At 72.3% G+C, this 22,333-nt stretch carries 21 protein-coding genes; 16 read left to right on the top strand and 5 right to left on the bottom strand.

Translation table 11 applies throughout. From position 1 onward, the window contains the following. Positions 1-72 precede the first annotated feature (72 nt). On the bottom strand, positions 73-1,323 hold the full coding sequence (locus tag LP52_RS25710) for a hypothetical protein (RefSeq protein WP_157036257.1): 1,251 nt from the start codon (positions 1,321-1,323) through the stop codon (positions 73-75). A 276-nt stretch (positions 1,324-1,599) separates the two neighbouring features. Next, entirely contained in the window at positions 1,600-2,370 is a 771-nt protein-coding gene (locus LP52_RS07795) for a winged helix-turn-helix transcriptional regulator (protein ID WP_040272001.1), read from the bottom strand. A gap of 106 nt (positions 2,371-2,476) precedes the next feature. Between LP52_RS07795 and LP52_RS07790 the strand changes: the two genes are divergently transcribed. The 8 genes from LP52_RS07790 to LP52_RS07755 all read left to right on the top strand — a co-directional run bounded on the left by LP52_RS07790 (position 2,477) and on the right by LP52_RS07755 (position 10,188). Further along, positions 2,477-2,737, top strand: coding sequence for a MoaD/ThiS family protein (locus tag LP52_RS07790; RefSeq protein ID WP_040271999.1), 261 nt, complete (start codon positions 2,477-2,479; stop codon positions 2,735-2,737). 76 nt (positions 2,738-2,813) lie between these two features. After that, a complete protein-coding gene (locus tag LP52_RS07785; RefSeq protein ID WP_040271997.1) occupies positions 2,814-3,086 on the top strand; it encodes a glutaredoxin family protein in 273 nt (90 codons plus the stop codon). A gap of 274 nt (positions 3,087-3,360) precedes the next feature. Then, positions 3,361-4,053, top strand: coding sequence for a redox-sensing transcriptional repressor Rex (locus LP52_RS07780; protein ID WP_052809579.1), 693 nt, complete (start codon positions 3,361-3,363; stop codon positions 4,051-4,053). 106 nt (positions 4,054-4,159) lie between these two features. Beyond that, positions 4,160-5,638, top strand: a complete 1,479-nt coding sequence (locus LP52_RS07775) for a glutamyl-tRNA reductase (protein WP_040271993.1) — start codon at positions 4,160-4,162, stop codon at positions 5,636-5,638. A gap of 2 nt (positions 5,639-5,640) precedes the next feature. After that, positions 5,641-6,603: a hydroxymethylbilane synthase gene (gene hemC / locus LP52_RS07770; RefSeq protein ID WP_040271992.1), complete on the top strand. Its 963-nt coding sequence runs from the start codon at positions 5,641-5,643 to the stop codon at positions 6,601-6,603. A gap of 147 nt (positions 6,604-6,750) precedes the next feature. Beyond that, positions 6,751-8,436 (top strand): bifunctional uroporphyrinogen-III C-methyltransferase/uroporphyrinogen-III synthase, encoded by a 1,686-nt coding sequence (locus LP52_RS07765; protein ID WP_040271990.1) that lies wholly within the window; start codon positions 6,751-6,753, stop codon positions 8,434-8,436. A gap of 14 nt (positions 8,437-8,450) precedes the next feature. Next, a complete protein-coding gene (hemB, locus tag LP52_RS07760) occupies positions 8,451-9,434 on the top strand; it encodes a porphobilinogen synthase (protein WP_040271989.1) in 984 nt (327 codons plus the stop codon). Positions 9,435-9,534: 100 nt separating this feature from the next. Continuing rightward, on the top strand, positions 9,535-10,188 hold the full coding sequence (locus LP52_RS07755) for a bifunctional DNA primase/polymerase (RefSeq protein ID WP_040271987.1): 654 nt from the start codon (positions 9,535-9,537) through the stop codon (positions 10,186-10,188). Positions 10,189-10,493: 305 nt separating this feature from the next. Here the strand turns inward: LP52_RS07755 and LP52_RS07750 are convergent, their stop codons facing one another. The 3 genes from LP52_RS07750 to LP52_RS07740 form a co-directional block, all read right to left on the bottom strand. Further along, positions 10,494-11,051, bottom strand: a complete 558-nt coding sequence (locus tag LP52_RS07750) for a hypothetical protein (protein ID WP_238580781.1) — start codon at positions 11,049-11,051, stop codon at positions 10,494-10,496. A gap of 44 nt (positions 11,052-11,095) precedes the next feature. After that, positions 11,096-11,590, bottom strand: coding sequence for a ribonuclease E activity regulator RraA (gene rraA / locus LP52_RS07745; protein ID WP_040271986.1), 495 nt, complete (start codon positions 11,588-11,590; stop codon positions 11,096-11,098). 459 nt (positions 11,591-12,049) lie between these two features. After that, positions 12,050-13,435: a glycoside hydrolase family 5 protein gene (locus LP52_RS07740; RefSeq protein ID WP_040271985.1), complete on the bottom strand. Its 1,386-nt coding sequence runs from the start codon at positions 13,433-13,435 to the stop codon at positions 12,050-12,052. Positions 13,436-13,563: 128 nt separating this feature from the next. Between LP52_RS07740 and LP52_RS07735 the strand changes: the two genes are divergently transcribed. The 8 genes from LP52_RS07735 to LP52_RS26355 all read left to right on the top strand — a co-directional run bounded on the left by LP52_RS07735 (position 13,564) and on the right by LP52_RS26355 (position 22,232). Further along, entirely contained in the window at positions 13,564-14,592 is a 1,029-nt protein-coding gene (locus tag LP52_RS07735) for a LacI family DNA-binding transcriptional regulator (protein WP_202966077.1), read from the top strand. A gap of 185 nt (positions 14,593-14,777) precedes the next feature. Continuing rightward, the gene (locus LP52_RS07730) at positions 14,778-16,094 is read left to right on the top strand and encodes an ABC transporter substrate-binding protein (RefSeq protein WP_052809578.1); all 1,317 of its coding nucleotides are present in this window, start codon (positions 14,778-14,780) and stop codon (positions 16,092-16,094) included. A 139-nt stretch (positions 16,095-16,233) separates the two neighbouring features. Beyond that, positions 16,234-17,640 (top strand): Gfo/Idh/MocA family protein, encoded by a 1,407-nt coding sequence (locus LP52_RS07725; protein WP_084723003.1) that lies wholly within the window; start codon positions 16,234-16,236, stop codon positions 17,638-17,640. Further along, positions 17,624-18,565 (top strand): carbohydrate ABC transporter permease, encoded by a 942-nt coding sequence (locus LP52_RS07720; protein ID WP_040271982.1) that lies wholly within the window; start codon positions 17,624-17,626, stop codon positions 18,563-18,565. Before LP52_RS07725 ends, LP52_RS07720 begins: the two co-directional genes overlap by 17 nt. Before the next feature lie 184 nt (positions 18,566-18,749). After that, positions 18,750-19,520: a carbohydrate ABC transporter permease gene (locus tag LP52_RS07715; protein ID WP_238580783.1), complete on the top strand. Its 771-nt coding sequence runs from the start codon at positions 18,750-18,752 to the stop codon at positions 19,518-19,520. Between the two features lie 127 nt (positions 19,521-19,647). Then, a complete protein-coding gene (gene hemL / locus LP52_RS07710; protein WP_084723002.1) occupies positions 19,648-20,937 on the top strand; it encodes a glutamate-1-semialdehyde 2,1-aminomutase in 1,290 nt (429 codons plus the stop codon). Between the two features lie 260 nt (positions 20,938-21,197). Beyond that, on the top strand, positions 21,198-21,836 hold the full coding sequence (locus tag LP52_RS07705) for a histidine phosphatase family protein (protein ID WP_040271977.1): 639 nt from the start codon (positions 21,198-21,200) through the stop codon (positions 21,834-21,836). Positions 21,837-22,133: 297 nt separating this feature from the next. Continuing rightward, complete coding sequence (locus LP52_RS26355) at positions 22,134-22,232, top strand: 30S ribosomal protein bS22 (protein WP_013155353.1); 99 nt, start codon at positions 22,134-22,136, stop codon at positions 22,230-22,232. Positions 22,233-22,333: the final 101 nt, after the last annotated feature.

The following is a 22,333-nucleotide window of genomic DNA, read 5'->3' as shown; positions in this document are numbered from 1 at the left end:
CGAACCGGCCGATCGCTCGCCGCCCCGCGTGTGCCCGCCCACCCGGTGCGGGCGAGCGGGCGAGGAGCCGACTCAGTGCCTGCGGCGGCGGCCCTTGTAGGAGGTGGGGCCGATGCGCACCCGCCGCGAGGGGGCGAGCGGCATCGAGAACAGCAGCAGGAGCATCAGGAAGAGCACCAGCACGGCGGGCGTGACCATGGACGTGGGGGCGTCCTGGCGCGCCGCGACCTGGGTGGTGCGCGAGGCCTCGTCCTCGCCCGGCTCCACGGAGGGCAGATCGGCCAGCCCTCCGTCTTCGGAGGAGGGGGAGTCCGGTTCCAGCGCGTCCGGCTCGTCCCCTCCCGAGGGCAGGCCGGGGATGTCGGCGAGGCCGTCCGCCCCTAGGCCGGGGCCGTCGTCGGTGGTCACCGGGCTGTGCGGGGGCGCCGTGGCCCCGCGGGGACCGCCGCCGTCGCCCGATCCGCTTCCGTTGCCGGAGCCGCCTCCGGAGCCGCCTCCGGAGCCGCCGTCGGAACCGCCTCCGGAACCGCCGTCGCCACCGCCGCCGGACTTCTCGCCCCCGGATCCGCCGCCGTCGCCGGATCCGCCTTCAGAGCCGCCGCCGTCTCCGCCGTCGCCTTCGGACTCCTGGCCGCCCTCTTCGGGCGGACTCTTCGTGGCCGAGGGGTCGGTGCTCTGCGAGTCGGTGGGATCGGGCGTGGCGGTGGGCGAGGTGGTGGGGTCCGGGGAGGGATCAGGTGTCTCGCTGGGATCCGGAGACGGGGTGGGCGTCTCGCTCGGATCCGGGGAGGGGGTCGGGGTCTCGCTCGGATCCGGAGACGGGGTGGGCGTCTCGCTCGGATCCGGGGACGGCGACGGCTCGGGGTCGTGGACCTTCACCGTGAACGGGGTGGTGGTGCGGGCCGTGGTGAGTTCCTCGGTCGTCTCCGGGCACTCGTCCCCCTCGACCTCGGCGTAGGCGACCGAGGCGTGGATGTCGGCCGACACCTCCGGCTTCCAGCTGACCTCGACGGCCGTGGGCGGCGTGGCCCGGATCGCGCCCGGCTCGAACGGGCCGTCCACGCTCAGGTCGTACAGGCAGACCGTGCCCTCGGCCTGCCCCGAAGCGATGTTCAGTGTCGTCGTGACGGTCTCCCCCGGCTCGACCTCGCCGGCCGCCGGGGTGAAGGCGAGCACGGGCGCCGCCGGATCGGGCGAGGCCGCCGCCGGGGCGGGCAGGCCCACTAGGCCGGAGCCGGCGAAAAGGGTGCCAAGGGGGATCGCGGCGGCCAGACGCATCGGCAGGGGGAAGCGGGAGGGCGGGAGCCGCTTTCCACTGGACATGTACGTTGGCCTCCTTGTTCAGGGCGCCGCCGATCGGGCGGGCGCTACGGCGACCACGGGGAGCACGGGATCGGTCACAACACGCCGACTCGTCCTGCATCCTAAACAATCGAGCGCCTGCGGACGAGCCCCGGCATCGAGGCGTTTCCGTTCGCGTCCGCGGGCCTCCAGCGCAGCTTCGCGCACCCGCCGCGACGACGCCCCCTTCGCCGCGAGCGGTACCGCAGGCGGGGGCGGCCCCGTCCCGCGGACGGACGACGGCACGACCACCCGGGCTCAGCGCCGGTGCGACGCGGGCGCGGGGAGGTCCTCCTCGGCGTCCTGGGCGCGCGCGGCCGAGTCGCCGCCCGACTTGCTCGAGGTGTCGGGGACGAAGCGGTAGCCGACGTTGCGCACGGTGCCGATCATCGACTCGTGCTCGCTTCCGAGCTTGGCGCGCAGCCGTCGCACGTGCACGTCGATCGTGCGGGTGCCCCCGAAGTAGTCGTATCCCCACACCTCCTGGAGCAGTTGCGCGCGGGTGAAGACGCGGCCCGGATGCTGAGCGAGGAACTTCAGCAGCTCGAACTCCTTGAACGTGAGGTCGAGGATGCGGCCGCGCAGGCGGGCGATGTAGGTGGCCTCGTCGATGACCAGGTCGCCGCGGCGGATCTCGTCGGGATCGTCGGGGCCGGTGTCGGCCTGGCCGATGGCCAGCCGCAGCCGGGCCTCGACCTCGGCGGGGCCCGCCGAGGTCAGCAGGAAGTCGTCGGCCTGCCAGTCCGTAGTGAGGGCCGCCACGCCGCCCTCGGTGAGGAGCACGATGAGCGGGCAGTCCAGTCCCGTCGTGTCGAGCAGGCGGCAGAGGTTGCGCGCCGAGGCGAGGTCGCTGCGGGCGTCGACGAGAATGGCGTCGACGGGCGCGTTCGACGGGCGGTCCGGGCCGGTGGTCAGCAGCGCTCCGGCTTCGGCGGGGGAGACCCGCACCGAGTGCAGGAGGAGTCCGAGGGCGGGCAGAACATGGTCCGACGGTTCGTTGGAGTTCGTGAGTAGGAGCAGATGACTCATAGGTCTCTTCCCGTCAACCCGCGCGCGGCGGTGTCGAAGGCCTCATTGCCCCCGGCGGAGAATTGATGACGTGCTTGCCTCCGAGACCAACGAGGATAATCGACCGATGGTGAACGGAACCATCCGGTACTGGGCCGCGGCCAAAGAAGCCGCGGGAAAGTCCGAAGAGCCGGTGAGCGGTGCCACGCTGGCCGACGTGCTGGAGTCGGTACGCAGCGCCTACAGCGGCGACGACCGCATGCTGCGGGTGCTGGACCGCTCCTCGTTCGTCGTCGACGAGTACCCCGTGGGCGGTCGCCCGCACGCCGCCGTACGGCTGAACGAGGGATATGTCATCGAGGTGCTGCCGCCGTTCGCCGGCGGATGAGCGCCGTCCGGGCCGCGGAGCGCCGCGCTGTCGGCGGGGCGCTCCGCGGCCCGGTGCGAAGAAGGGGGAGCAAGCCATGGCCGAGGACGCCGGCGCCGCCGCGGGCCGCACCGTGACGCTGCTGAGCAGGTCCGGCTGCCACCTGTGCGAGGAGGCCCTGGAGGTCGTCCGGCGGGTCTGCGCCGATACGGGTGCGCGGGTGGAGGTGCGCGACCTCGACGCGGCTCCGCAGGCCGAGCGCGACGACTACTGGGACAAGATCCCTGTGACGTTCGTCGACGGTGTGCAACACGACTTCTGGCGGGTGGACGAGCGGCGGCTGCGGGCCGCGCTCGCCGACGGCGGCTGACCGACTCCGGCCGCACACCCGGGACGGGCGAGGCGGCGCTCGCAGCGGTGTGCGGACACGGGTCCTGATCCCGCCGATCGCGCACGCCGCAGGCGCTCGGGGCATCGGCACCGGCGCCTCCGGGAACGGGGCGACCCACTTTGTGCGCGTGTTCACAAGGGCGTAACCTGAGTGCGCAAATCCAGTCCGGCCGGGGGTGGAAACCGCGCTCGCGGGGGGCCACGGTCCGCGTCGGCACCGGTCAGTGACGATCGCCGTCCAGGAGCGCACGCTAGTGACCCCCCCTGAACCACGGCCCCGAGATCGGGGAATCCCGGAGGCGACCGTCGCCCGCCTCCCCGTGTATCTGCGTGCGCTGCAGGCGCTCGACGATCGCGGCATCCTCACGGTCTCCTCCGAGCACCTGGCGGAGACCACCGGCGTCAACTCGGCGAAGCTGCGCAAGGACCTCTCCCACCTGGGCTCCTACGGCACCCGCGGTGTCGGCTACGAGGTCGAGTACCTCATCTACCAGATCTCGCGTGAGCTTGGTCTCACGCAGGACTGGTCCGTGGCCATCGTCGGGGCCGGAAACCTGGGCCGCGCCTTGGCCAACTACGGCGGTTTCGGCACCCGCGGCTTCCGCATCGCGGCCCTGCTGGACGCCGACACCGCTGTACTCGGCGACACCGTGGCCGGGCTCTCGGTCGGGCATATCGACGCGCTGGAGGACGTTGTCGACAGGGAGAACGTGTCGATCGGCGTCATCGCCACGCCCGCGGTGGCTGCGCAGGAGGTCTGCGACCGGTTCGTCGAGGCCGGTGTCACCAGTGTGCTGAACTTCGCCCCGGTGGTGCTCAATGTGCCTCCGGGCGTCGATGTGCGTAAGGTCGACTTGTCCATCGAGCTGCAGATCCTGGCCTTCCACGAACAGCGCAAGGCCGACGGCTACGCCGGCCTGGACCCGTTCGGGAAGGGGCCGGTGTGAGAACGGCCGTGCCGGGGGCAGCACGGCCGCAGTAGGGGGCGCGCCCGCGGACGCGGGAGGCGCAGCAGGTACGGAGCAGCGCAATGCAGCCCGCATTGGAGTGCACATGAGTGTCCTCGCCGTAGGGGTGAGCCATCGCAGCTCGCCCGTGGCGCTACTGGAGCGCGTCGCCTTGGAGGGGCAGACGCGGCTGAAGGTCATGTCCGAGATCGCGGCCGCGCCTTCGGTCAACGAGGCGCTGATGGTCTCGACGTGCAACCGCACCGAGGTCTACGCCGACGTCGACAAGTTCCACCCCGCCGTCGCAGCCGTCACCGAGCTGCTGTCCTGGCACACCGGCGTCGCCCTCAGCGAGCTCTCCCAGCACGCCTATGTGCACTACGAGGAACGCGCGGTCCAGCACCTCTTCTCCGTCACCTGCGGACTGGACTCCATGGTCGTGGGCGAGGGCCAGATCCTCGGCCAGGTGCGCGACGCGATCAAGGACGCGCAGCAGGCCGGGACCCTGGGCCGGGTGCTCAACGACCTGGGTCAGCGGGCCCTGCGCGTGGGCAAGCGCGCCCACACCGACACCCACCTCGACCACGCCGGCGCCGACATGGTCGGCTTCGGGCTCGACGTCGCGCTGCGCCGGCTCGGCGCCGCCGCCCCCGTGGCGGGCGCGGCCGAGCTCTCCGCCGCCGACGCCGCGGGCTGCCCCGTGGCCGGTCCCGGCGAAGCCGGCATGGCCGCTGCCGCAGGCGCGGCCGAGGTCGCCGCCGCGCTGCCCGAACCCCAGCCGCTCACCGGTCTGCGGGTGCTCGTCCTGGGCGCCGGATCGATGAGCGCGCTCGCCGCCAACACCGTGGCTCGCCAAGGGGCCGGCCGGGTCACCGTGGCCAACCGCACCGACCAGCGTGCCGAGCGCCTGGCCGAGTGCCTCACCGAGGCCTACGAGCCCATCCGCAGCCGTGCTGTGCCCTTCGACGCCGCCGCCGAGGTGCTGCCCGAGGTCGACCTGGTCGTCTCCTGCACCGGCGCCCAGGGCCTGGTCCTCAGCAGGGACCAGGTCGAGCACGCGGCCCGCTCCGGCGGACGTCCGCTGGTGTTCCTGGACCTCGCGCTGCCCCACGACATCGACCCGGGCGTGCGCGAGCTGACCGGCGTCGAACTCGTCGACATCGAAGACCTGCGCCAGGCGGTCGCCGAGGGCGACGGCGAGTCCGCCGAGCGCTCCAGCGCGATCTCGCTCGTGCGCGGCATCGTCGACGAGGAGGTCGCCGAGTACCAGAGCGTGCGCCGCGCCCAGCTCGTCGCTCCCACCGTGGTCGCGCTGCGCGACAAGGCCCGCACCCTCGTCGAGTCCGAGCTGGACCGGTTGGAGGGGCGCCTGCCCGAGCTCGACGACAAGACCCGCGGCGAGGTCACATACGCCATGCGCCGCGTCGTGGACAAGCTGCTGCACCAGCCCACCGTGCGCGTCAAGGAACTCGCCGCCGAGCCCGACGGCCACTCCTACGAGGCCGCGCTGCGGGAACTGTTCGATCTCGACCCCGCCGCCGCGGACGCCGTCAGCCGCGTCGAGCGCACGCCAGAGGAGGGGTGAGCGTGACCGACCGCCCGGCCAGGCTCGGCACCCGCCGCAGCCCCATGGCCACCTCCCAGTCGCAGCATGTGGCCGACGCCGTCACCGCCCGCACCGGCACCAAGGTGGAGCTGGAGCTCATCACCAGCTACGGCGACGTCACCCAGGCCCAGCTGACCCAACTGGGCGGCACCGGGGTGTTCGTCAACAGCCTGCGCGAGCAACTGGCGTCGGGCGGAATCGACTTCGCGGTGCACTCGCTCAAGGACCTGCCCACCGCACCGGCCGAAGGGCTCACCGTCGTCGCCGTCTACGAGCGCGACGACCCCCGTGACGCCCTCTGCGCCCGCGACGGCCGCACGTTCGCCGACCTGCCCTCCGGCTCCGTCCTCGGCACCGGCTCTCCGCGCCGCGTCGCCCAGCTCGCCGCGCTGCGCCCCGATCTGCGCTTCGTGCCCATCCGCGGCAACGCGGGCACCCGCTTGGGCAAGGTCGCCCAGGGAGAGGTCGACGCCGTCGTGCTGGCCTATGCCGGCCTGGCGCGGGTGGGCCGCCTCGACGACGTGACCGAGGTCTTCGAGCCCGAGCGGATGCTGCCGGCGCCCGGCCAGGGAGCGCTGGCCGTGGAGTGCCTGACCTCCCGCGCCGAAGGCGACCTGGCTTACCTGTCCGCCGTCGACCACGCGGCCACCCGCGCTGAGGTCACGGCCGAACGCACGGTGCTGGCCGAACTGGAGGCCGGCTGCGCGGCACCGGTCGGCGCCTACGCCGAGGTCCTCGACGGCCGGCTGCGCCTGCGCGCCGCCGTCGTGGCACCCGACGGAACCCAGGCGGTGCGGCGCGAGCGCTCCGTTCCCATCGACGGAGGCGCGGCCGGGGCCGCGTCCTCGCTGGGACGCGAGCTCGCACGCGAGATGATCGGCGAAGGGGCCGACCGCATCGTCGCCGAGGCGGCGGAGGACTCCACAACGTCATCCGAAGACTGAAGGAGGCCGCAGACCATTGCGCGGGCCGTGCCGCCGCAGCGCGGCGGACGGCACCGCCCGGCCGCGCCGCCGGAACCGGGGCGTGCGCACTGCGGCCGCGGCGCTCCACGCGGGCGCCCGAGCGCAAGAGCAAGGAGCGATCGCACAGTGAATCCGCAGAGTGCCAACCAGGAGCCGCCGCCGAACGCAGCGGGCGCGTCCCAGCGCGGGCACGTGGCCCTCGTCGGAGCGGGCCCGGGCGATGCCGAGCTGCTGACTCTGCGGGGCGCAGCGGCGCTCGCCAAGGCCGACGTCGTCATCAACCTCCGCGAGCCCGGACCCGAGCTGGCCAAATACCGCGAGCCGCTGCTGCGGCACTGCCCCGAGGACGTCGCCGTCATCGACCCGGCCGAGTGCGGCGGCGAGATCGACGACGTGGCCGTGGGCCATGCCCGCGAGGGCAAGCGCGTCGTGCGCCTCTACAGCGGAGACCCGCTGCTGGGCTGCCGCGGCGCGGAGCTGGCCGCGGCCTGCCGCCAGTCGGGTATCGAGTACGAGATCGTGCCCGGGCTCTCCGCGGCGACCGCCGTGCCCGCCTTCGCCGGAGTCCCGCTGCTTCCCGAGGACGTCGGCGAAGCCCGCATCGTCGACGGATCCGACTCCGACCTGGACTGGGAGCGGCTGGCCCACGGAGACGCCAGCCTGGTCGTGATGTTCCCCGACTCCCCCGAAGGCGTCGACGCCCGCCACAGCGGTCCCGGCTTCGACCGCCTGTGCAAGACGCTCATCGCCGCAGGCAAGCCCGCGAGCACCCCGGTCGCCGTCGTGCGCATGGGATCCACCACCGAGCAGACCACGGTCGCCTCGACGCTGCAGCGGCTGCCCGCCGACCTCAAGGCCGCCGACGCCAAGGGGCACAACGTCACCACCCCCGCGCTGTTCCTCATGGGCAAGGGAGTGACCGGCGAGAAGGAGCCCTCGTGGTTCGAGGGCCGCCCCCTGTTCGGGTGGCGGGTGCTGGTGCCGCGCACCAAGGAGCAGGCGGCCGGGCTGTCGGATCAGCTGTACGGCTACGGCGCGGTGCCCGAGTCGGTGCCGACCATCTCGGTGGAGCCGCCGCGCACGCCCCAGCAGATGGAGCGAGCGGTGCGCGGCCTGGTCACCGGCCGCTACCAGTGGGTGGCCTTCACCTCCGTCAACGCCGTCAAGGCCATTCGGGAGCGCTTCGAGGAGTACGGCCTGGACGCCCGGGCCTTCGCCGGGGTCAAGGTCGCCGCCGTCGGCGACCAGACCGCGGCGGCACTGCGCGAGTTCGGTATCCAGCCCGACCTCACGCCGCCGCCGGAGCAGCAGTCCGGCGCCGGGCTGGTCGAGGTGTGGCCGCCCTACGACGCCGAGCTGGACCCGATCGAGCGGGTGCTGCTCCCGCGCGCCGACATCGCCACCGAAACGCTGTCAGCGGGTCTGAGCGGTCTCGGCTGGGAGGTCGACGACGTCACGGCCTACCGGACGGTGCGGGCCGCGCCCCCGCCCGCCCCGGTCCGCGAGGCGATCAAGGGCGGCGGCTTCGACGCGGTGCTGTTCACGTCCTCCTCCACGGTGCGCAATCTCGTGGGGATCGCCGGCAAGCCGCACAACACCACGGTGATCGGGGTCATCGGCCCCGAAACGGCCAAGACCGCCCAGGAGTTCGGGCTGCGCGTGGATGTCACGGCACCGAAAACCTCGGTTTCCGCGCTGGCGGAGGCCCTCGCGGAGTACGGTGCGGCACAGCGCGCCGAGGCGGTCGCCGCCGGCAAGCCGGCTCTCAAGCCCAGCCAGAAGCGCCGCGGGCGGCGCCGGAAGACCGTGTAACCAGGGAGCCTTGGATGAACGCTCGATACCCCGCGGCGCGACCGCGCCGCCTGCGCCGGACGCCGGCCCTGCGCCGACTGGTCGCCGAGACCCGGGTGCGGCCCGAGGAACTCATCCTGCCGGTGTTCGTCAAGGAGGGCATCAGCGAGCCCAACCCGGTCTCGTCCATGCCCGGCGTCGTCCAGCACACCCGTGACAGCGTCCGCAAGGCCGCCCAGGAAGCCGCCGAGGCCGGCGTCGGCGGCATCATGCTGTTCGGGATCCCCGAGTTCAAGGACGAGCGCGGCTCGTCCGCCGACGACCCCGGCGGCGTCGTGCAGCGCTCGCTGCGCGACCTCTCCGGCGACCTGGGCGGCGACGTCGTCGTCATGGCCGACCTGTGCCTGGACGAGTACACCTCCCACGGGCACTGCGGCCTGCTCACCCCCACCGGCGAGGTCGACAACGACGCCACCCTGGAGCGCTACGCCGCCGTGGCCGTCGCCCAGGCGGCCGCCGGCGTCGATGTCGTGGGCCCCAGCGGCATGATGGACGGCCAGGTCGGCGCCATCCGCGCGGCCCTGGACCAGGCCGGCTACACCGGCGTCGCGATCCTCGCCTACGCCGCCAAGTACGCCTCGGCCTTCTACGGCCCCTTCCGCGAGGCCGCCGAGGGCGCGCCGCAGTTCGGCGACCGCAACGGCTACCAGCAGGACCCCGCCAACGCCCTGGAGGCGCTGCGCGAGGTCGAACTGGACATCGCCGAGGGCGCCGACATGGTCATGGTCAAACCCGGCCTGGCCTACCTGGACATCGTCGCCCGGGTGGCCGACAGCGTGCAGGTGCCGGTGTCGGCGTACCAGGTCAGCGGCGAATACGCGATGATCGAAGCGGCCGTCGAGCGGGGCTGGCTGGAGCGGGAGCGGGTGATCCTGGAAACCCTGCTGTCCTACAGGCGGGCCGGAGCCGGGCAGATCTTGACCTACTGGGCGACCGAGGCGGCGCGATTGCTCCGCTGAGCGGGGGAGCCACCGTTTCCCCGCCGGATCGCGGTCGAGGTCGGGGGATGCGGAACCCACCACTGGCATCGACCGGCGACAGGCGAAGGGGGAAGCTGACGTGGCCCAGGTCCTGCAGCGGCGGAGACGCCGCCGTCCGGCGGAAGGCATGCTGAGCGCGGCACTGAGTTATGCGGAGCTGGGGTGGCCGGTGTGCCGCGGCGCGCCCCCTTCGGGAGCGGCCGGGCGGGCCTGCGGGTGCGACCGCGTGGGATGTCCCGATCCCGGCGCCCACCCGGTCTCGGCCGCCTGGGGCCGGGAGGCCACCACCGACCCCGCGACCATCGCCCGCTGGTGGGGCGCCACCCCCGACGCCAACGTCATCCTGCCCACCGGACGGGTCTTCGACGTGTTCGACGTGCCTGCGGGGGCGGGAGTCATGGCGCTGGCCCGGATGGGACGCTCCGGCGTGCAGGCCGGCCCCGTCGCCGCGGTCGAAGCCCAGCGCTACCTGTTCTTCGTGGCCACCCGATCGCCCGCCGACGAGGACGAGTGGTGGTCCTGCCACCTCGACTGCGTACCGGAGAGCGTCGAGGAGAGCCCCGGACTGCGCTGGCACTGCCGCGACAGCTACGTCCTGGCCGCCCCCTCGATGCTCCCCTCCGGAAACCCCGTCGCCTGGATCCGCTCTCCGGAGCAGCCGCCCCAGTCCCTGCCGGACCCCGTAACGGTCCTGGACATCGTCTCCGACGCCTGCGAGGAGTTCGCCCCGTAGGTCCTCCGGCCGTCCTCGTCGTCGGGCATCTCTCCCCCCCCCGCCGTTCGCCGACCGATCCCCACCCACGCGGGCGGTGGCATGCCGGGGTCGGACCACCGCCCCCGCGGCGGGGCGCTACGCGTTCTGCCGGCCCGCCTCGTCGGCGCAGGCGGACGTGGACGGGAACTCGGCGCCGTGGCTCCGCTCCTTCGACGGCTCGGGGCGGCGCCCCAGCCGTGGCGCCGGTCGATCCACGCCGACGCCGGCCCGCGTCGGCGGGCCGGCACGTGGTCGTGTACGAGGCCGCGCCGGGTCGCGCCGGCCTATCGGCCTTCCCTGGCCGCGGGAACCGAGCGGCGGATGACCTCGGCCAGTTCGGGCCAGGCGGTGGACGGCGTCGCCCAGTCGGGGAGCTCGTCCGGGGCGTCGTCGGCGCCGCCTCCGCCGGTGAAGAGGTAGCGGTGGGGGACCGTGCCCAGATGGCGCAGGACGTCGATCCTGTCGTCGACGAAGTGGGTGATCCCCAGGCGCTCGCAGATCGGAGCCTTGTCGGCGCGCTCGGGGACGAAGTGCAGGTGGTCGCCGGGGATGCCGGTGCGGCCGGCGAAGGCGTGCAGGGCCAGCCAGCGCCGCGTGCGGTCGGCCGTGGCCGGCTTGGCCTTGGAGACCAGGTACACCCGGCCCTGGAACGGGTGCTGTGCCAGCTCGGCGAGCGCCTCGAACGCTCCGTCGACGGCAGGGGTGCGCATGGGCGTATCGCCGAAGAACGAGGTGTCCCTGTCGTCCAGCCGGTGGATGATCACGCCGCCGATGTCGACGCCCAGCACCGGCGGCCGGGCGGCACCGCCCGCCCGGTCCGGCCGCTGTTCGTGCGTGGTCACCCGCTCCCCCCCGCTCGCCTGCGGTACCTGTCGCTCCCAGGGACCTACCCCGGCACGTCCAGCTTCTCCTCGCTGATGACGATGCCGTCGTCGTCGCTGTAGAGCCAGGTCTCGGGAGCGAAGACCACGTTGCCGAACGCGACGGGGGAGTCCAGCACCCCTGCGCCGGTCTTGGCCGACTTGCGCGGGTTGGACCCCAGCGCCTTGATGCCCAGGTCCAGTTCGGCCAGCTCGGCGACGTCGCGTACCGCGCCGTTGATCACGACGCCGGCCCAGCCGTTCTCCTGTGCGGACTTGGCGATCAGGTCGCCCATCAGCGCCGTCCGCAGCGATCCGCCGCCGTCGACCACCAGTACCCAGCCTTCGCCGGGCTGGCCGAGCTGCTCCTTGACCAGTGCGTTGTCCTCGTGGCACTTGATCGTGGCGATCGGTCCGTGAAAGGCCCGGCGTGCGCCGAACCGGACGAACTGCGTCTCGCAGCTGGCGAGCGCGTCGCCGTGCGCGTCGATCAGATCGGCTGTGGCGAAGACCTCGGTCATGGGGAGCTTCCTTCGCAGATTGTGTGCCGTGCCGTCATAACCTACTGACACATCTCCGGCCATCCGAACCCGGGGCTGACCGCAGCCGAATCGGCCGAGGGATCGAACGGCGGTCGGCGCGCGCCACCCCGTTGATCTTGTACCTACGGTCACTGTGAGCGATCACATGTGCCCGTAGGTACAAGATCAACGCTGATGCGGGCGAGGGAGCGGTGCGAACCGGGCGAATCGGCCCCGCCGGAGCCCGTATCTCGGAAGAAGGGCGGCGGGTTCCCCCGGCGCGCCCCGGCGCGGCATCGGGCGTGCACGGCCCGGCACCAGTACCGCTCCCAGCATCGGCCCCGAACCGCCCACCGCCCTCGCCGCCCCGTGAGGCGCCCGGCCATCCGCCCACCGCAACCGGCGGACGCCGACCCGAACCATCCACCGGCCGCGTTACCAACCCCCGGGACAGAACACCTAGAGGAGATGTGCGCGCAGTACTTCGGAGAGCGGGGTGCGTTCGACGCAGTGGGCGAACCGGAACGACGCCGCGAGCTGCTCGGCTTCCTCGGGCGAGACGCCGGCGAAGGCGTCGCCGAACCGCTCGACCAGCGGTTCCGCCAGCAGGATGTGGCGTACCAACCCGGCGACGAACTGCCTGCGTCCCCACGGGTAGGGATCGAATCCGGGGAACTCGCGGTCGAACACCGCGTCGATCGGATCCAGGATCGCGCGCACGCCCGCGTCGGAGCCGCCCCAGGAGTCGGTGCCGAGGCGGTGCTTGGCCTCCAGGACGGGGGCGATCCGCTGCAGGTACGGGCTCTCCGGGTGCGCGTGGACCAGGCCTTGCAGCCCGATGTCCTTGTAGGTCCACAGCGCCCAGCTCGCCCCGTGCTCACGGTAGATGTCGAGCTGGTCGGCCAGCAGCGCGAGCCGCCACTCCTCCAGCGGCCGGTCGGTGGGATAGACCGGGCCGAACTCCCCGATCCACACCGGGGTCCGGGTGCGCCGCATGTATTCGGTGCGCCGCAGGAAGGTCTCCTCCAGCACCGCGCGGTCGAAATACTCCCCGCGGGTGGTGCCCGGATAGCCGGTGCCGCCCGCGATGCCGGGCAGGGCGTAGTCGTGCGTGGAGTAGACCGTGTTGGGCAGCGGCTCGGCGAAGGCGCTGAAGTCGGTGGCGTAGCGGTTGCCGTCCAGGAACAGGATGTGCCTGGCGTCGACGGCGCGGATCGCGCGCTCCAGCCGGGCGTAGAACGGCCCGATGAGCTCGCCGGTGGGGTCGGCGGGCTCGTTCATCGGGTTGTAGCCGGCGACCTCCGGGCGGTCGCGGTAGCGGTCGGCGATCGCCTCCCACAGCCATACCGCGCGGTCCTGGAAGTGCCGGTGCTGCCAGAACGACGCGACGTGGGTCGGGTTGTCGCTGTGCCAGTGGTGGTTCTGGCAGCCGGGCAGCGCATGCAGGTCGATGATGGAGTAGATCCCGTGCCGCGCCAGTTCGCCGATCACCCGGTCCAGGTGAGTGAAACCGCTTTCCCGAAGTTCGAACGGACGCTGGTCGTCCTCGAAGTGCCGGTAGTTCACCGGGATGCGCACAGAGTCGATCCCGAGTGAGGCCAGGTGGGCGGCGTCGGCCTCGGCGAAGAATCCGCTGAGGAACGCGTCGAAGAAGCGGGCGTAGCCTTCCTCGCCCAGCGCCGAGCGCAGCGCGGCGCGCAGTTGCTGCTCGGCGCCCGGATAGCCGGCGATGAAGTTCTCCATGTTCAACCAGCCGCCGAGACCCACACCGTGCAGTGTCACCGCCGTTCCGTGCTCGTCGACGATGCGGGGGCCGTCGACCCGCAGCCAGGGCAGTGCCGCCATAACACCCTCCTCTTCGGTAACCGGTTACCCTAACCTAGGCCGGGACGGGGTCCGGCGTCCACGGCCGCGGGAGGGGGAGGCACTGTGGGAATCCGATTGGGACCTGCCGACTCCGGAGGTGGCGTGCGGTGCCTGTGACGATGCGCGACGTGGCGCGGCGCGCAGGGGTGTCGGTCAAGACCGTGTCCAACGTGGTCAACGACTTCCCGCACGTCAGCACCGCTACCAAGTCGCGGGTGCTCGCGGCGATCTCCGAGCTGGGCTATCGGATGAACTTCTCGGCGCGGAACCTGAGCCTGGGCCGGACCGGGATGATCACGCTCGCGGTGCCGGAGATGCGGCTGCCCTACTTCGCCGAGCTCTCCGACGAGGTCATCGTCGCCGCGGCCGAACGCGGCTACACCGTGCTCGTCGAACGGACCGGCGGGCTGCGCGAGCGCGAGCTGGAGGTGCTGACCAGCGACCGCCGCCGGATGACCGACGGGCTGATCTTCTCCCCGCTGGGGCTGCGCCCTGCCGACGCGCACCGGCTGGAGGTGGACTATCCGCTGGTGCTGCTGGGGGAGCGCTCCCTGCACGGCAGCGTCCACCACGTGGCGATGGGCAACGTGGCGGGTGCGCGGGCGGTGACCGAGCACCTGCTGGAGCGCGGACGGCGGCGCGTCGCGGTGATCGGCTCCTACGACGCGCGCGGCGCCGGTGCCGGTTCGCTGCGCACGCAGGGCTTCACCGAGGCGCTCGCCGAGGCCGGAATCGAGCACGACCCCCGGCGCACCGGCGAGGCGATCGAGTGGACGCGCGCCACGGGTGCCGAGGCCATGCGCCGGGTGCTCGACCGCGGGATCGGCGTCGACGCCGTCTACGGGCTCAACGACGTGCTCGCGCTCGGCGCGATGCGGGTGCTGTTCGAGCGGGGCCTGCGGGTGCCCGAGGACGTCGCGGTGGCCGGCTTCGACGACATCGAGGAAGGCCGCTTCTCCTGCCCGAGCCTGACGACGGTGCAGCCCGGCCGGACCGAGATCGCGCGCACCGCCGTGTGGCTGCTGGTGGACCGGATCGCCCGGGGCGAGCCCGCCGTGGCGGGCGGCCGCGAGCTTGTCGTGGGACCTCAGATCATCACGCGTGAGTCGACGGGCGGAGCCGTGGAGAGCGCCTGAAGCGCCCGAATCCGACGGATGAAGGGGGGATTGACCGCGGGCGGACGCCGTGCTCAAATTTCACCGGTGTAAATGTGTGTTTCACGCCACAGCGCTCGGGTCCGGCACAGGCGCCGCGAGCGGCCGGGGTGCGGCACACGTGGCACTCGCGGCGACCGCGACGGCGTGACGAGGGAGTACAGCTCATGCGGCAACTACCACCCACCGGCCGGGGACCTGCCCGCGGCCGGACGACCTTCCGCCTGGCGGCGGTCCTGACCGGCACCGCGCTGCTCGCTACGGCGTGCGGCGGCGGCTCGGGCGACGAGCAGACCACGATCCGGTTCTCCTGGTGGGGCAACGAGGAGCGCGCGCAGATCACCAACCAGGCGGTCGCGGCTTTCGAAGAGGCCAACCCGCAGATCACCGTCGAGACGGAGTCGATCGACTTCGAGTCCTACTTCGACCGGCTGTCCACCTCGGTCGCGGCAGGCGACGAGCCCGACGTGATCACCATGGGCGGCGCCTACCCCCGCGAGTACGCCGACCGCGGCGTGCTGCTCGACCTCGCCGAAGTCTCCGACCACCTGGATATCGGCGCACTCGACGAGAAAGCGCTATCCAACGGCCGGTTCGACGGCAGCGACTACGGGGTGCCGACCGGCGTGAACACCTTCTCGGTCATCGCCAACCCCGCCGTTTTCGAGGACGCCGGTGTGGAGCCGCCCGACGACGACTCCTGGAGCTGGCAGGACTACGCCGACATAGCCGAGGAGATCTCGGCCGGCACCCCCGACGACACGTTCGGCTCGGAGGACCCCACCCAGCCCGACACGCTCGACCTCTACGCCAACCAGCGCACCGGCCAGGGCCTCTACTCCCCGCAGGGCGGCATCGCGATCGAGCAGGAGACCGTGAGCGAGTGGTTCGAGATGACCACCGCCCTGGAGGAGGCGGGGGCGACCCCCTCGGCGAGCATGACCGCCGAACTGGCCGCCCAGGCGGCACCCGAGCAGACGCTGCTCGGCCAGGGCCGAGCCGGGATGAAGCTCGCCTGGTCCAACCAGCTCGCCGCGTTCCGCGAGGGATCCGGCGACGACCTGATCATGCTGCGCGCACCCGGCGAGACCACGGCCCAAGGCACCGGCATGTGGCTGCAGGCCTCGCAGCTCTACACCATCAGCCAGCGCAGCGAGCACCCCGAAGCCGCAGCCAAGCTCGTCGACTTCCTCGTCAACGATCCGCGTGCGGCCGACTTCATCAAGTCCGACCGGGGCATCCCGGCCAACCCCGACATCCGCGCCCACCTGGAGGGCGACCTCACCGAAAGCCAGGAGGCCGAGTTCGCCTTCGTCGACAGCATGAGCGGTCTCGTCGACGGCGATTTCGTCATCGGCCCGACCGGCTCCACCGAGTCCGTCGACCTGCTGCAGCGGACCAACGAGGCGGTGCTCTTCGGCCGGAAGTCCTCGGAGCAGGGCGCCGAGCAGTTCGTCACCGACCTCACCGAAGCCGTCTCCTGACCCGGTCGCGGACGGGGCCGGCGACCGGCTCGGGGCGGGCTCCGGCCCGAGCCGGGCCGGCACCCGCCCCGCCGCACCGCGCCCATGTGCGCGGCCTTCGACGACAGGACTCCCAGTACCCCAGGACGCGAGGAGAGGCATGACCCGGACCCGCCGGTACGCCGTGGTCGGCACGGGCGCGCGTGCGCAGTTCTACATCGCCGCGCTGGTCGGCGAGCACGCCGACACCGCCGAGTTGGCCGCCTGGTGCGAGCCCAACCCGGCGCGGATGGACCACGCGGACCGTATCGTCGCCGAGCACCTGCCCGGCGCCCCGCCGCCCGCCCGCTACACCCCCGGCGACCTGGAGCGCATGGTCGCCGGCGAGCGGGTGGACACCGTCGTGGTGACCACCCCGGACGGAACCCACGCCGAGGTCGTCGATCGCGCCATGCGGGCCGGCGCCGACGTCGTGCTGGAGAAGCCGCTGACCACCTCGGCCGAGGGCTGCCGGGCGATCGCCGCGGCGATCGAGGAGACCGGCCGGTCCCTGGTGCTGACGTTCAACTACCGGTACTCGCCGCGCAACGCGGCGCTCAAGGAGGCGGTCGGCTCGGGCCGCATCGGTGAGGTCACCTCCGTCCATTTCGAATGGGCCCTGGACACCATGCACGGCGCCGACTACTTCCGCCGCTGGCACCGGGAGAAGGGCAACTCCGGCGGGCTCGCCGTGCACAAGGCCGGTCACCACTTCGACCTGGTGAACTGGTGGCTGGCCGACACTCCGGCATGGGTGTTCGCCAGCGGCGGCCTGCGGTTCTACGGCGACGCCAACGCCCGCTCCCGCGGGCTGGGAGAGCGCCCCGAGCGCGGAACAACCGACCCGCCCAGCACCGACCCCTTCGCCCTCGACCTGCGCGCCGACCCGGCGCTGCGCTCCCTCTACCTCGACGCCGAGGTCCACGACGGCTACCTGCGCGACCGCGACGTCTTCGCCCCGGGCATCACCATCGAGGACAACGTGTCCGCCATGGTCTGTTACGGCCGCGGTGCGGTGCTGACCTACTCGCTCAACGCCCACAGCCCTTGGGAGGGCTACCGCGTCACCGTCAACGGCACCGCCGGTCGGGCCGAGCTCGAGGTCGTGGAGCGCAGCGCGGTCCTGCCCGGCCCCGACGGGCGGTTCGTGCTGGACGCCAGCTCGGTGGCCGACACCGCCGACGGCGAGGCCCGCCGCCGGGGGGCGCGGCTCACGGTGCAGCGGCACTGGGAGAAGGCGGAGTCGGTGCCCATCGCCGAGGACCGCGGCGGCCACGGCGGCGGCGACGCCCTCCTGCTGCAGGACGTCTTCGGTCGGCCGCAGCCCGATCCCCTCGGCCGGCGGGCCGGGTTCCGCGACGGCCTCGCCTCGGTCTCCGTGGGCCTGGCCGCCAACGCCTCGATGGACTCCGGCATGCCGGTCGCCGTCGGCGACCTCGGTCTGCCCGAGCCGGCCGCGGGCGCCGGCGACCCGGACACCGCCACGCACGCCGGCGGCGCGGGGAGGCACCATGTCCGCGATCGGTGAGCTCGCCGCCCTGCGGCGGACGAAGGCGGAACGTCCCAAGCCCAGCCCGGCCGAGCAGGGGGACAACAAGGCCGCGCTGGTGTTCCTCGCACCGTGGTTCGCGGGCCTGGCGCTGATCACCGTCGGGCCGATCACGGCCTCGCTCTACCTCTCGTTCACCGACTACAGCCTGCTGGACGCACCCGAGTGGACCGGGCTGGACAACTACATCGCGATGGCCGGCGACCCGCGCCTGTTCACGTCGCTGCGGGTGACCTTCACCTATGTGTTCGTCTCGGTACCGCTGCAGCTGGCCGCGGCGCTGGGCCTGGCACTGTTCCTCGACCGCGGCCTGCGAGGGCTGCCGATCTACCGCTCGGTGTTCTACCTGCCCTCACTCATGGGCGCCAGCGTGGCGGTCGCGATCCTGTGGCGGCGGATCTTCGGCAACGCGGGACTGATCAACCAGATCCTGGCGCTGTTCGGCGTCGAGGGGCCGGGGTGGATCGCCCACCCCGACTACGCGCTGGGCACGCTCATCGTGTTCAACGTGTGGACCTTCGGCTCGCCGATGGTGATCTTCCTGGCGGGGCTGCGGCAGATCCCGCGGCACCTCTACGAGGCCTCCGCCATCGACGGCGCCGGGAAGGCGCGGCAGTTCCGCAGCGTCACGATCCCGCTGCTGACCCCCATCATCTTCTTCAACCTGGTCCTGCAGACCATCTTCGCCTTCCAGGCGTTCACGCAGGCCTTCGTCGTGAGCGGAGGCACCGGCGGGCCGATCGACTCGACGCTGTTCTACACGCTCTACCTCTACGAGGAAGGCTTCGCGAACCTGCACATGGGCTACGCCTCGGCGATGGCCTGGCTGCTACTGGTGATCATCGCGGCGCTCACCGCGGTCAACTTCTTCGCCTCGAAGTACTGGGTCTTCTACGATGACTGAACACGACCTGCCGGGAGCGGACGACCGGGCCACGCGCCGCGGGCGGGAACACGATCCGGCCGCACACCGCGGCCCGGCCGGGACCGCGGCAGGCGCGCCGGCCGCCGCCCGGCTCCGCGCCGACTGGCCCCATCTGCTTCGGCGCCTCGGCAAGCACGCCTTGCTGATCACCGCCGGGCTCGTCATGATCTACCCGCTGCTGTGGATGGTCGCGAGCTCCTTCAAGCCCACCGCCCTCATCTTCCGCGATCCCTCGCTGATCCCCAGTCAGCTCGACCTCGGCAACTACACGGCCGGGTGGAACGCGCTGGCGCACCCGTTTACCCACTACCTGATGAACTCGCTGGTGGTCGTGGCCGGCGCCGTGCTGGGCAACCTCGTGTCGTGCTCGATGGCCGCCTACGCGTTCGCCCGGCTGAACTTCCGCGGCCGCAAGCTGTGGTTCGCCGTCATGCTGATGTCGATCATGCTGCCGATCCACGTGGTGATCGTGCCGCAGTACGTCCTGTTCTCGCAGCTGGACTGGATCAACACCTATCTGCCGCTGGTGGTGCCCAAGCTGCTGGCCACCGACGCGTTCTTCATCTTCCTGATGGTGCAGTTCTTCCGGGGCGTCCCGCGCGATCTCACCGAGGCGGCCCACATCGACGGCGCCGGGCACGCGCGGATCTTCCTGCAGGTCATGCTGCCGCTGTCCATGCCGGCGCTGGCCACCACGGCGATCTTCACGTTCATCTGGACCTGGAACGACTTCTTCAGCCAGCTCATCTTCCTCACCGACCCGAACATGTACACGGTTCCCGTCGCCCTGCGGACCTTCGTCGACTCCACCTCCGACAGCTCATGGGGCTCGCTGATGGCGATGTCGGTGGTCTCGCTGATACCGATCTTCCTGATCTTCCTGTTCGGCCAGCGGTACCTGGTGCGGGGTATCGCCACGACCGGCCTGAAGTAGTGCGCGGGCCGCGGAGCCCGGCGCTCCGCGGCCCGCGCACACGGCGCCGGGCGGGACGCGGAGCGCCGTGCCGGGCGCCGTCCGGGCGAGGGCGCAACGGCGGGCGCCTCCTGCCACACTTGGGGACGTGGGTAATCGAGAGACTTCCGCCGAGCTGTTCCAGCGAGCAAGCGCCGTCGTCCCCGGTGCGGTGAACTCCCCTGTCCGGGCGTTCGGAGCGGTCGGGGGCACCCCGCCGTTCATGGCCTCGGGCAAGGGCCCCTACCTCACCGACGTCGACGGCAACACCTACGTCGACCTGATCTGCTCGTGGGGGCCGATGATCCTCGGCCACGCCCACCCCGCGGTGGTCGAGGCGCTGACCGAGGCCGCCGCCAAGGGCACCTCGTACGGCACCGCCACCGCCGGCGAGGTCGAGCTGGCCGAGGAGATCGTCGCCCGCACCCCGGTCGAGCAGGTCCGCCTCGTCAACTCCGGCACCGAGGCGACCATGTCGGCGATCCGCCTGGCCCGCGCCGCGACCGGCCGCGGCAAGGTGGTCAAGTTCGCCGGCAACTACCACGGCCACGTCGACGCCCTGCTGGCGTCGGCGGGATCGGGCGTGGCCACCTTCGCGCTGCCGGACTCCCCGGGGGTGACCGGGGCCGGCGCGGCCGACACCATCGTGCTCCCCTACAACGACGTCGAGGCCGTCCAGCGCGTGTTCGCCGAGCAGGGCGAGGACATCGCCTGCGTGATCGCCGAGGCGTGCCCGGCCAACATGGGCGTGGTGCCGCCCGAGGAAGGCTTCAACGCGCGGCTGAAGGAGATCGCCGCGGCCAACGGCTCCCTGCTGGTGCTGGACGAGGTGCTGACCGGCTTCCGCGTCAGCCGCTCGGGCTGGTACGGCCTGGAGGGCGTGGCGCCCGACCTGGTGACCTACGGTAAGGTCATGGGCGGCGGACTGCCCGCGGCGGCCTTCGGCGGCCGCGCGGAGCTGATGGAGCTGCTCGCGCCGGCCGGGCCCGTGTACCAGGCCGGCACCCTGTCGGGGAACCCCCTGGCCACTGCGGCCGGGTTGGCGACGCTGCGCAACGCCACCGACGACGTCTATGCGCGCATCGACGCGGCCGCCGACCACGTCGCCTCGGCCGCGGAACGCGAGCTGACCGCCGCCGGAGTCGAGCACCGCGTCCAACGGGGCGGCAGCCTGTTCACCGTGTTCTTCACCGGCGCGGAGGTCACCGACTTCGAGGGCGCACGCGCTCAGCACCTCGACCGGTTCGCCGCCTTCTTCCACGCGATGCTCGACCAGGGCGTCTTCCTGCCGCCGGCCGCCTTCGAGGCGTGGTTCCTCTCGGCCGCCCACGACGACGCCGCGATCGACCGCATCGTCAGCGCGCTGCCCCGCGCCGCCCGCGCCGCCGCCGAGGTCTGAGCGGCCCGGTGCGGCACAGGGCCGGGCCGGGACGGCGGCCGCCCGCCTCCCGGCCCGGCCCTGCAACCGCGGAGCGGTGCGATCCGGCAGGCGACTGTCGATAGATTGGGTATCGAAACGCGCAGCAGCTCACACCCGCACGGCGGCGTCGGCGTGCGTTCCCGGTCGGCGGGCTCCACCGCGCTCCCGCCCGACCGGGCCGAGTGCCGACCGCTGCGACTCCGCCCCGCAACCGACGGAAGGGAACCGGTCGCCCGCACATGAGTACGACCACCGTTGTCCATCTCCTCAGGCACGGCGAAGTCCACAACCCGGACGGGATCCTCTACGGCCGGCTGCCGGAGTTCCACCTGAGCGACAACGGATCGGAGATGGCCGGCCTCGCCGCCGAGTGGTTCTCCGGACGCGACATCGCCGCGTTGTACTCGTCGCCGCTGGACCGTGCCGAGGAGACCGCCCAGGCGGTCGCCGACGAGTTCGGTGTGGCCATACGGCTGGACGACCGGCTCATCGAGGCGGGCAACACCTTCCAGGGCATGACCCTGTCCCGGCGCTCCGTGCGCGACCCGCGTGTGCTGCGTCGGGTCTACAACCCCTTCCGCCCCTCGTGGGGCGAGCCCTACTCGCAGGTCGTCGCCCGCATGGTCGACATCATCAAGGTGGTGCGCAAGGAGGCGTGGGGGCGCGAGGCGGTGTGCGTCAGCCACCAGTTGCCGATCTGGATGGCGCGCCGCGTGGCCGAGAAGAAGCGGCTGTGGCACCGCCCCGACCGGCGGCAGTGCAACCTCGCCAGCGTGACGTCGCTGACCTTCGAGGACCAGAAGCTGGTCAGCGTGGGCTATGCGGAGCCGGCGGCCGTTCTCTACCGCAAGCAGGGCCCGCTGGTTCCCGGTGCCTGAGACCGCATCGCCTGCGGGCTGCACGGCCTGACCGAGGGCGGGGAATTCCCTCCGCCGGTTCCCGTGTTGGCGGGGGCGGACGACGGACGAAGGCGGCCGCTGCGCCGAACGCGGTGAGTCACGCGGTAGGCTGGGTGTTCGGGTGCGGCGTATTTCATCGGCGCGCGATCTCGCGCGCCCGTCCGAGTGACGGATCCCGCCGCATTCTTCCGCCGGTACCGCACGCGCGCTGCCAGTTCGGGCAGCGGGCGAGGCGGGCCGTCGTGTCATCAGGTCCGCTGGCGAGAGGTGATCCCTATGGGTTCCGTCATCAAGAAGCGCCGTAAGCGCATGGCGAAGAAGAAGCACCGCAAGCTGCTGAAGAGGACCCGGGTCGCGCGCCGCAACAAGAAGTAGCCGGCACCCCCGGCAGAGGTCGGCCTCTCCGCGGGCACCGGACGCCGCGGCGGCCGCCACGGCCCCGCTGCGGCGCGGTAGCCGCGGAGGCCTCCCTCTAG

The organism is Streptomonospora alba, from assembly GCF_000826685.1.
In the GTDB taxonomy this organism is placed as follows: Bacteria; Actinomycetota; Actinomycetes; order Streptosporangiales; family Streptosporangiaceae; genus Streptomonospora; species Streptomonospora alba.
The sequence above is the reverse complement of the archived record's forward strand: the minus strand, read 5'-3'. Positions and strand labels throughout refer to the sequence as shown.

What these genes read in the sequence shown, in the direction of transcription:
- LP52_RS07740 (WP_040271985.1), bottom strand. Translation starts at nt 13,435, where the DNA reads ATGGCGGCACTGCCCTGGCTGCGGGTCGACGGCCCCCGCATCGTCGAC.
- LP52_RS07790 (WP_040271999.1), top strand. Translation starts at nt 2,477, where the DNA reads ATGGTGAACGGAACCATCCGGTACTGGGCCGCGGCCAAAGAAGCCGCG.
- LP52_RS07775 (WP_040271993.1), top strand. Translation starts at nt 4,160, where the DNA reads ATGAGTGTCCTCGCCGTAGGGGTGAGCCATCGCAGCTCGCCCGTGGCG.
- LP52_RS07730 (WP_052809578.1), top strand. Translation starts at nt 14,778, where the DNA reads ATGCGGCAACTACCACCCACCGGCCGGGGACCTGCCCGCGGCCGGACG.
- LP52_RS07715 (WP_238580783.1), top strand. Translation starts at nt 18,750, where the DNA reads ATGATCTACCCGCTGCTGTGGATGGTCGCGAGCTCCTTCAAGCCCACC.
- LP52_RS07720 (WP_040271982.1), top strand. Translation starts at nt 17,624, where the DNA reads ATGTCCGCGATCGGTGAGCTCGCCGCCCTGCGGCGGACGAAGGCGGAA.
- rraA (WP_040271986.1), bottom strand. Translation starts at nt 11,590, where the DNA reads ATGACCGAGGTCTTCGCCACAGCCGATCTGATCGACGCGCACGGCGAC.
- LP52_RS07705 (WP_040271977.1), top strand. Translation starts at nt 21,198, where the DNA reads ATGAGTACGACCACCGTTGTCCATCTCCTCAGGCACGGCGAAGTCCAC.
- hemB (WP_040271989.1), top strand. Translation starts at nt 8,451, where the DNA reads ATGAACGCTCGATACCCCGCGGCGCGACCGCGCCGCCTGCGCCGGACG.
- LP52_RS26355 (WP_013155353.1), top strand. Translation starts at nt 22,134, where the DNA reads ATGGGTTCCGTCATCAAGAAGCGCCGTAAGCGCATGGCGAAGAAGAAG.
- LP52_RS07725 (WP_084723003.1), top strand. Translation starts at nt 16,234, where the DNA reads ATGACCCGGACCCGCCGGTACGCCGTGGTCGGCACGGGCGCGCGTGCG.
- LP52_RS25710 (WP_157036257.1), bottom strand. Translation starts at nt 1,323, where the DNA reads ATGTCCAGTGGAAAGCGGCTCCCGCCCTCCCGCTTCCCCCTGCCGATG.
- LP52_RS07795 (WP_040272001.1), bottom strand. Translation starts at nt 2,370, where the DNA reads ATGAGTCATCTGCTCCTACTCACGAACTCCAACGAACCGTCGGACCAT.
- LP52_RS07785 (WP_040271997.1), top strand. Translation starts at nt 2,814, where the DNA reads ATGGCCGAGGACGCCGGCGCCGCCGCGGGCCGCACCGTGACGCTGCTG.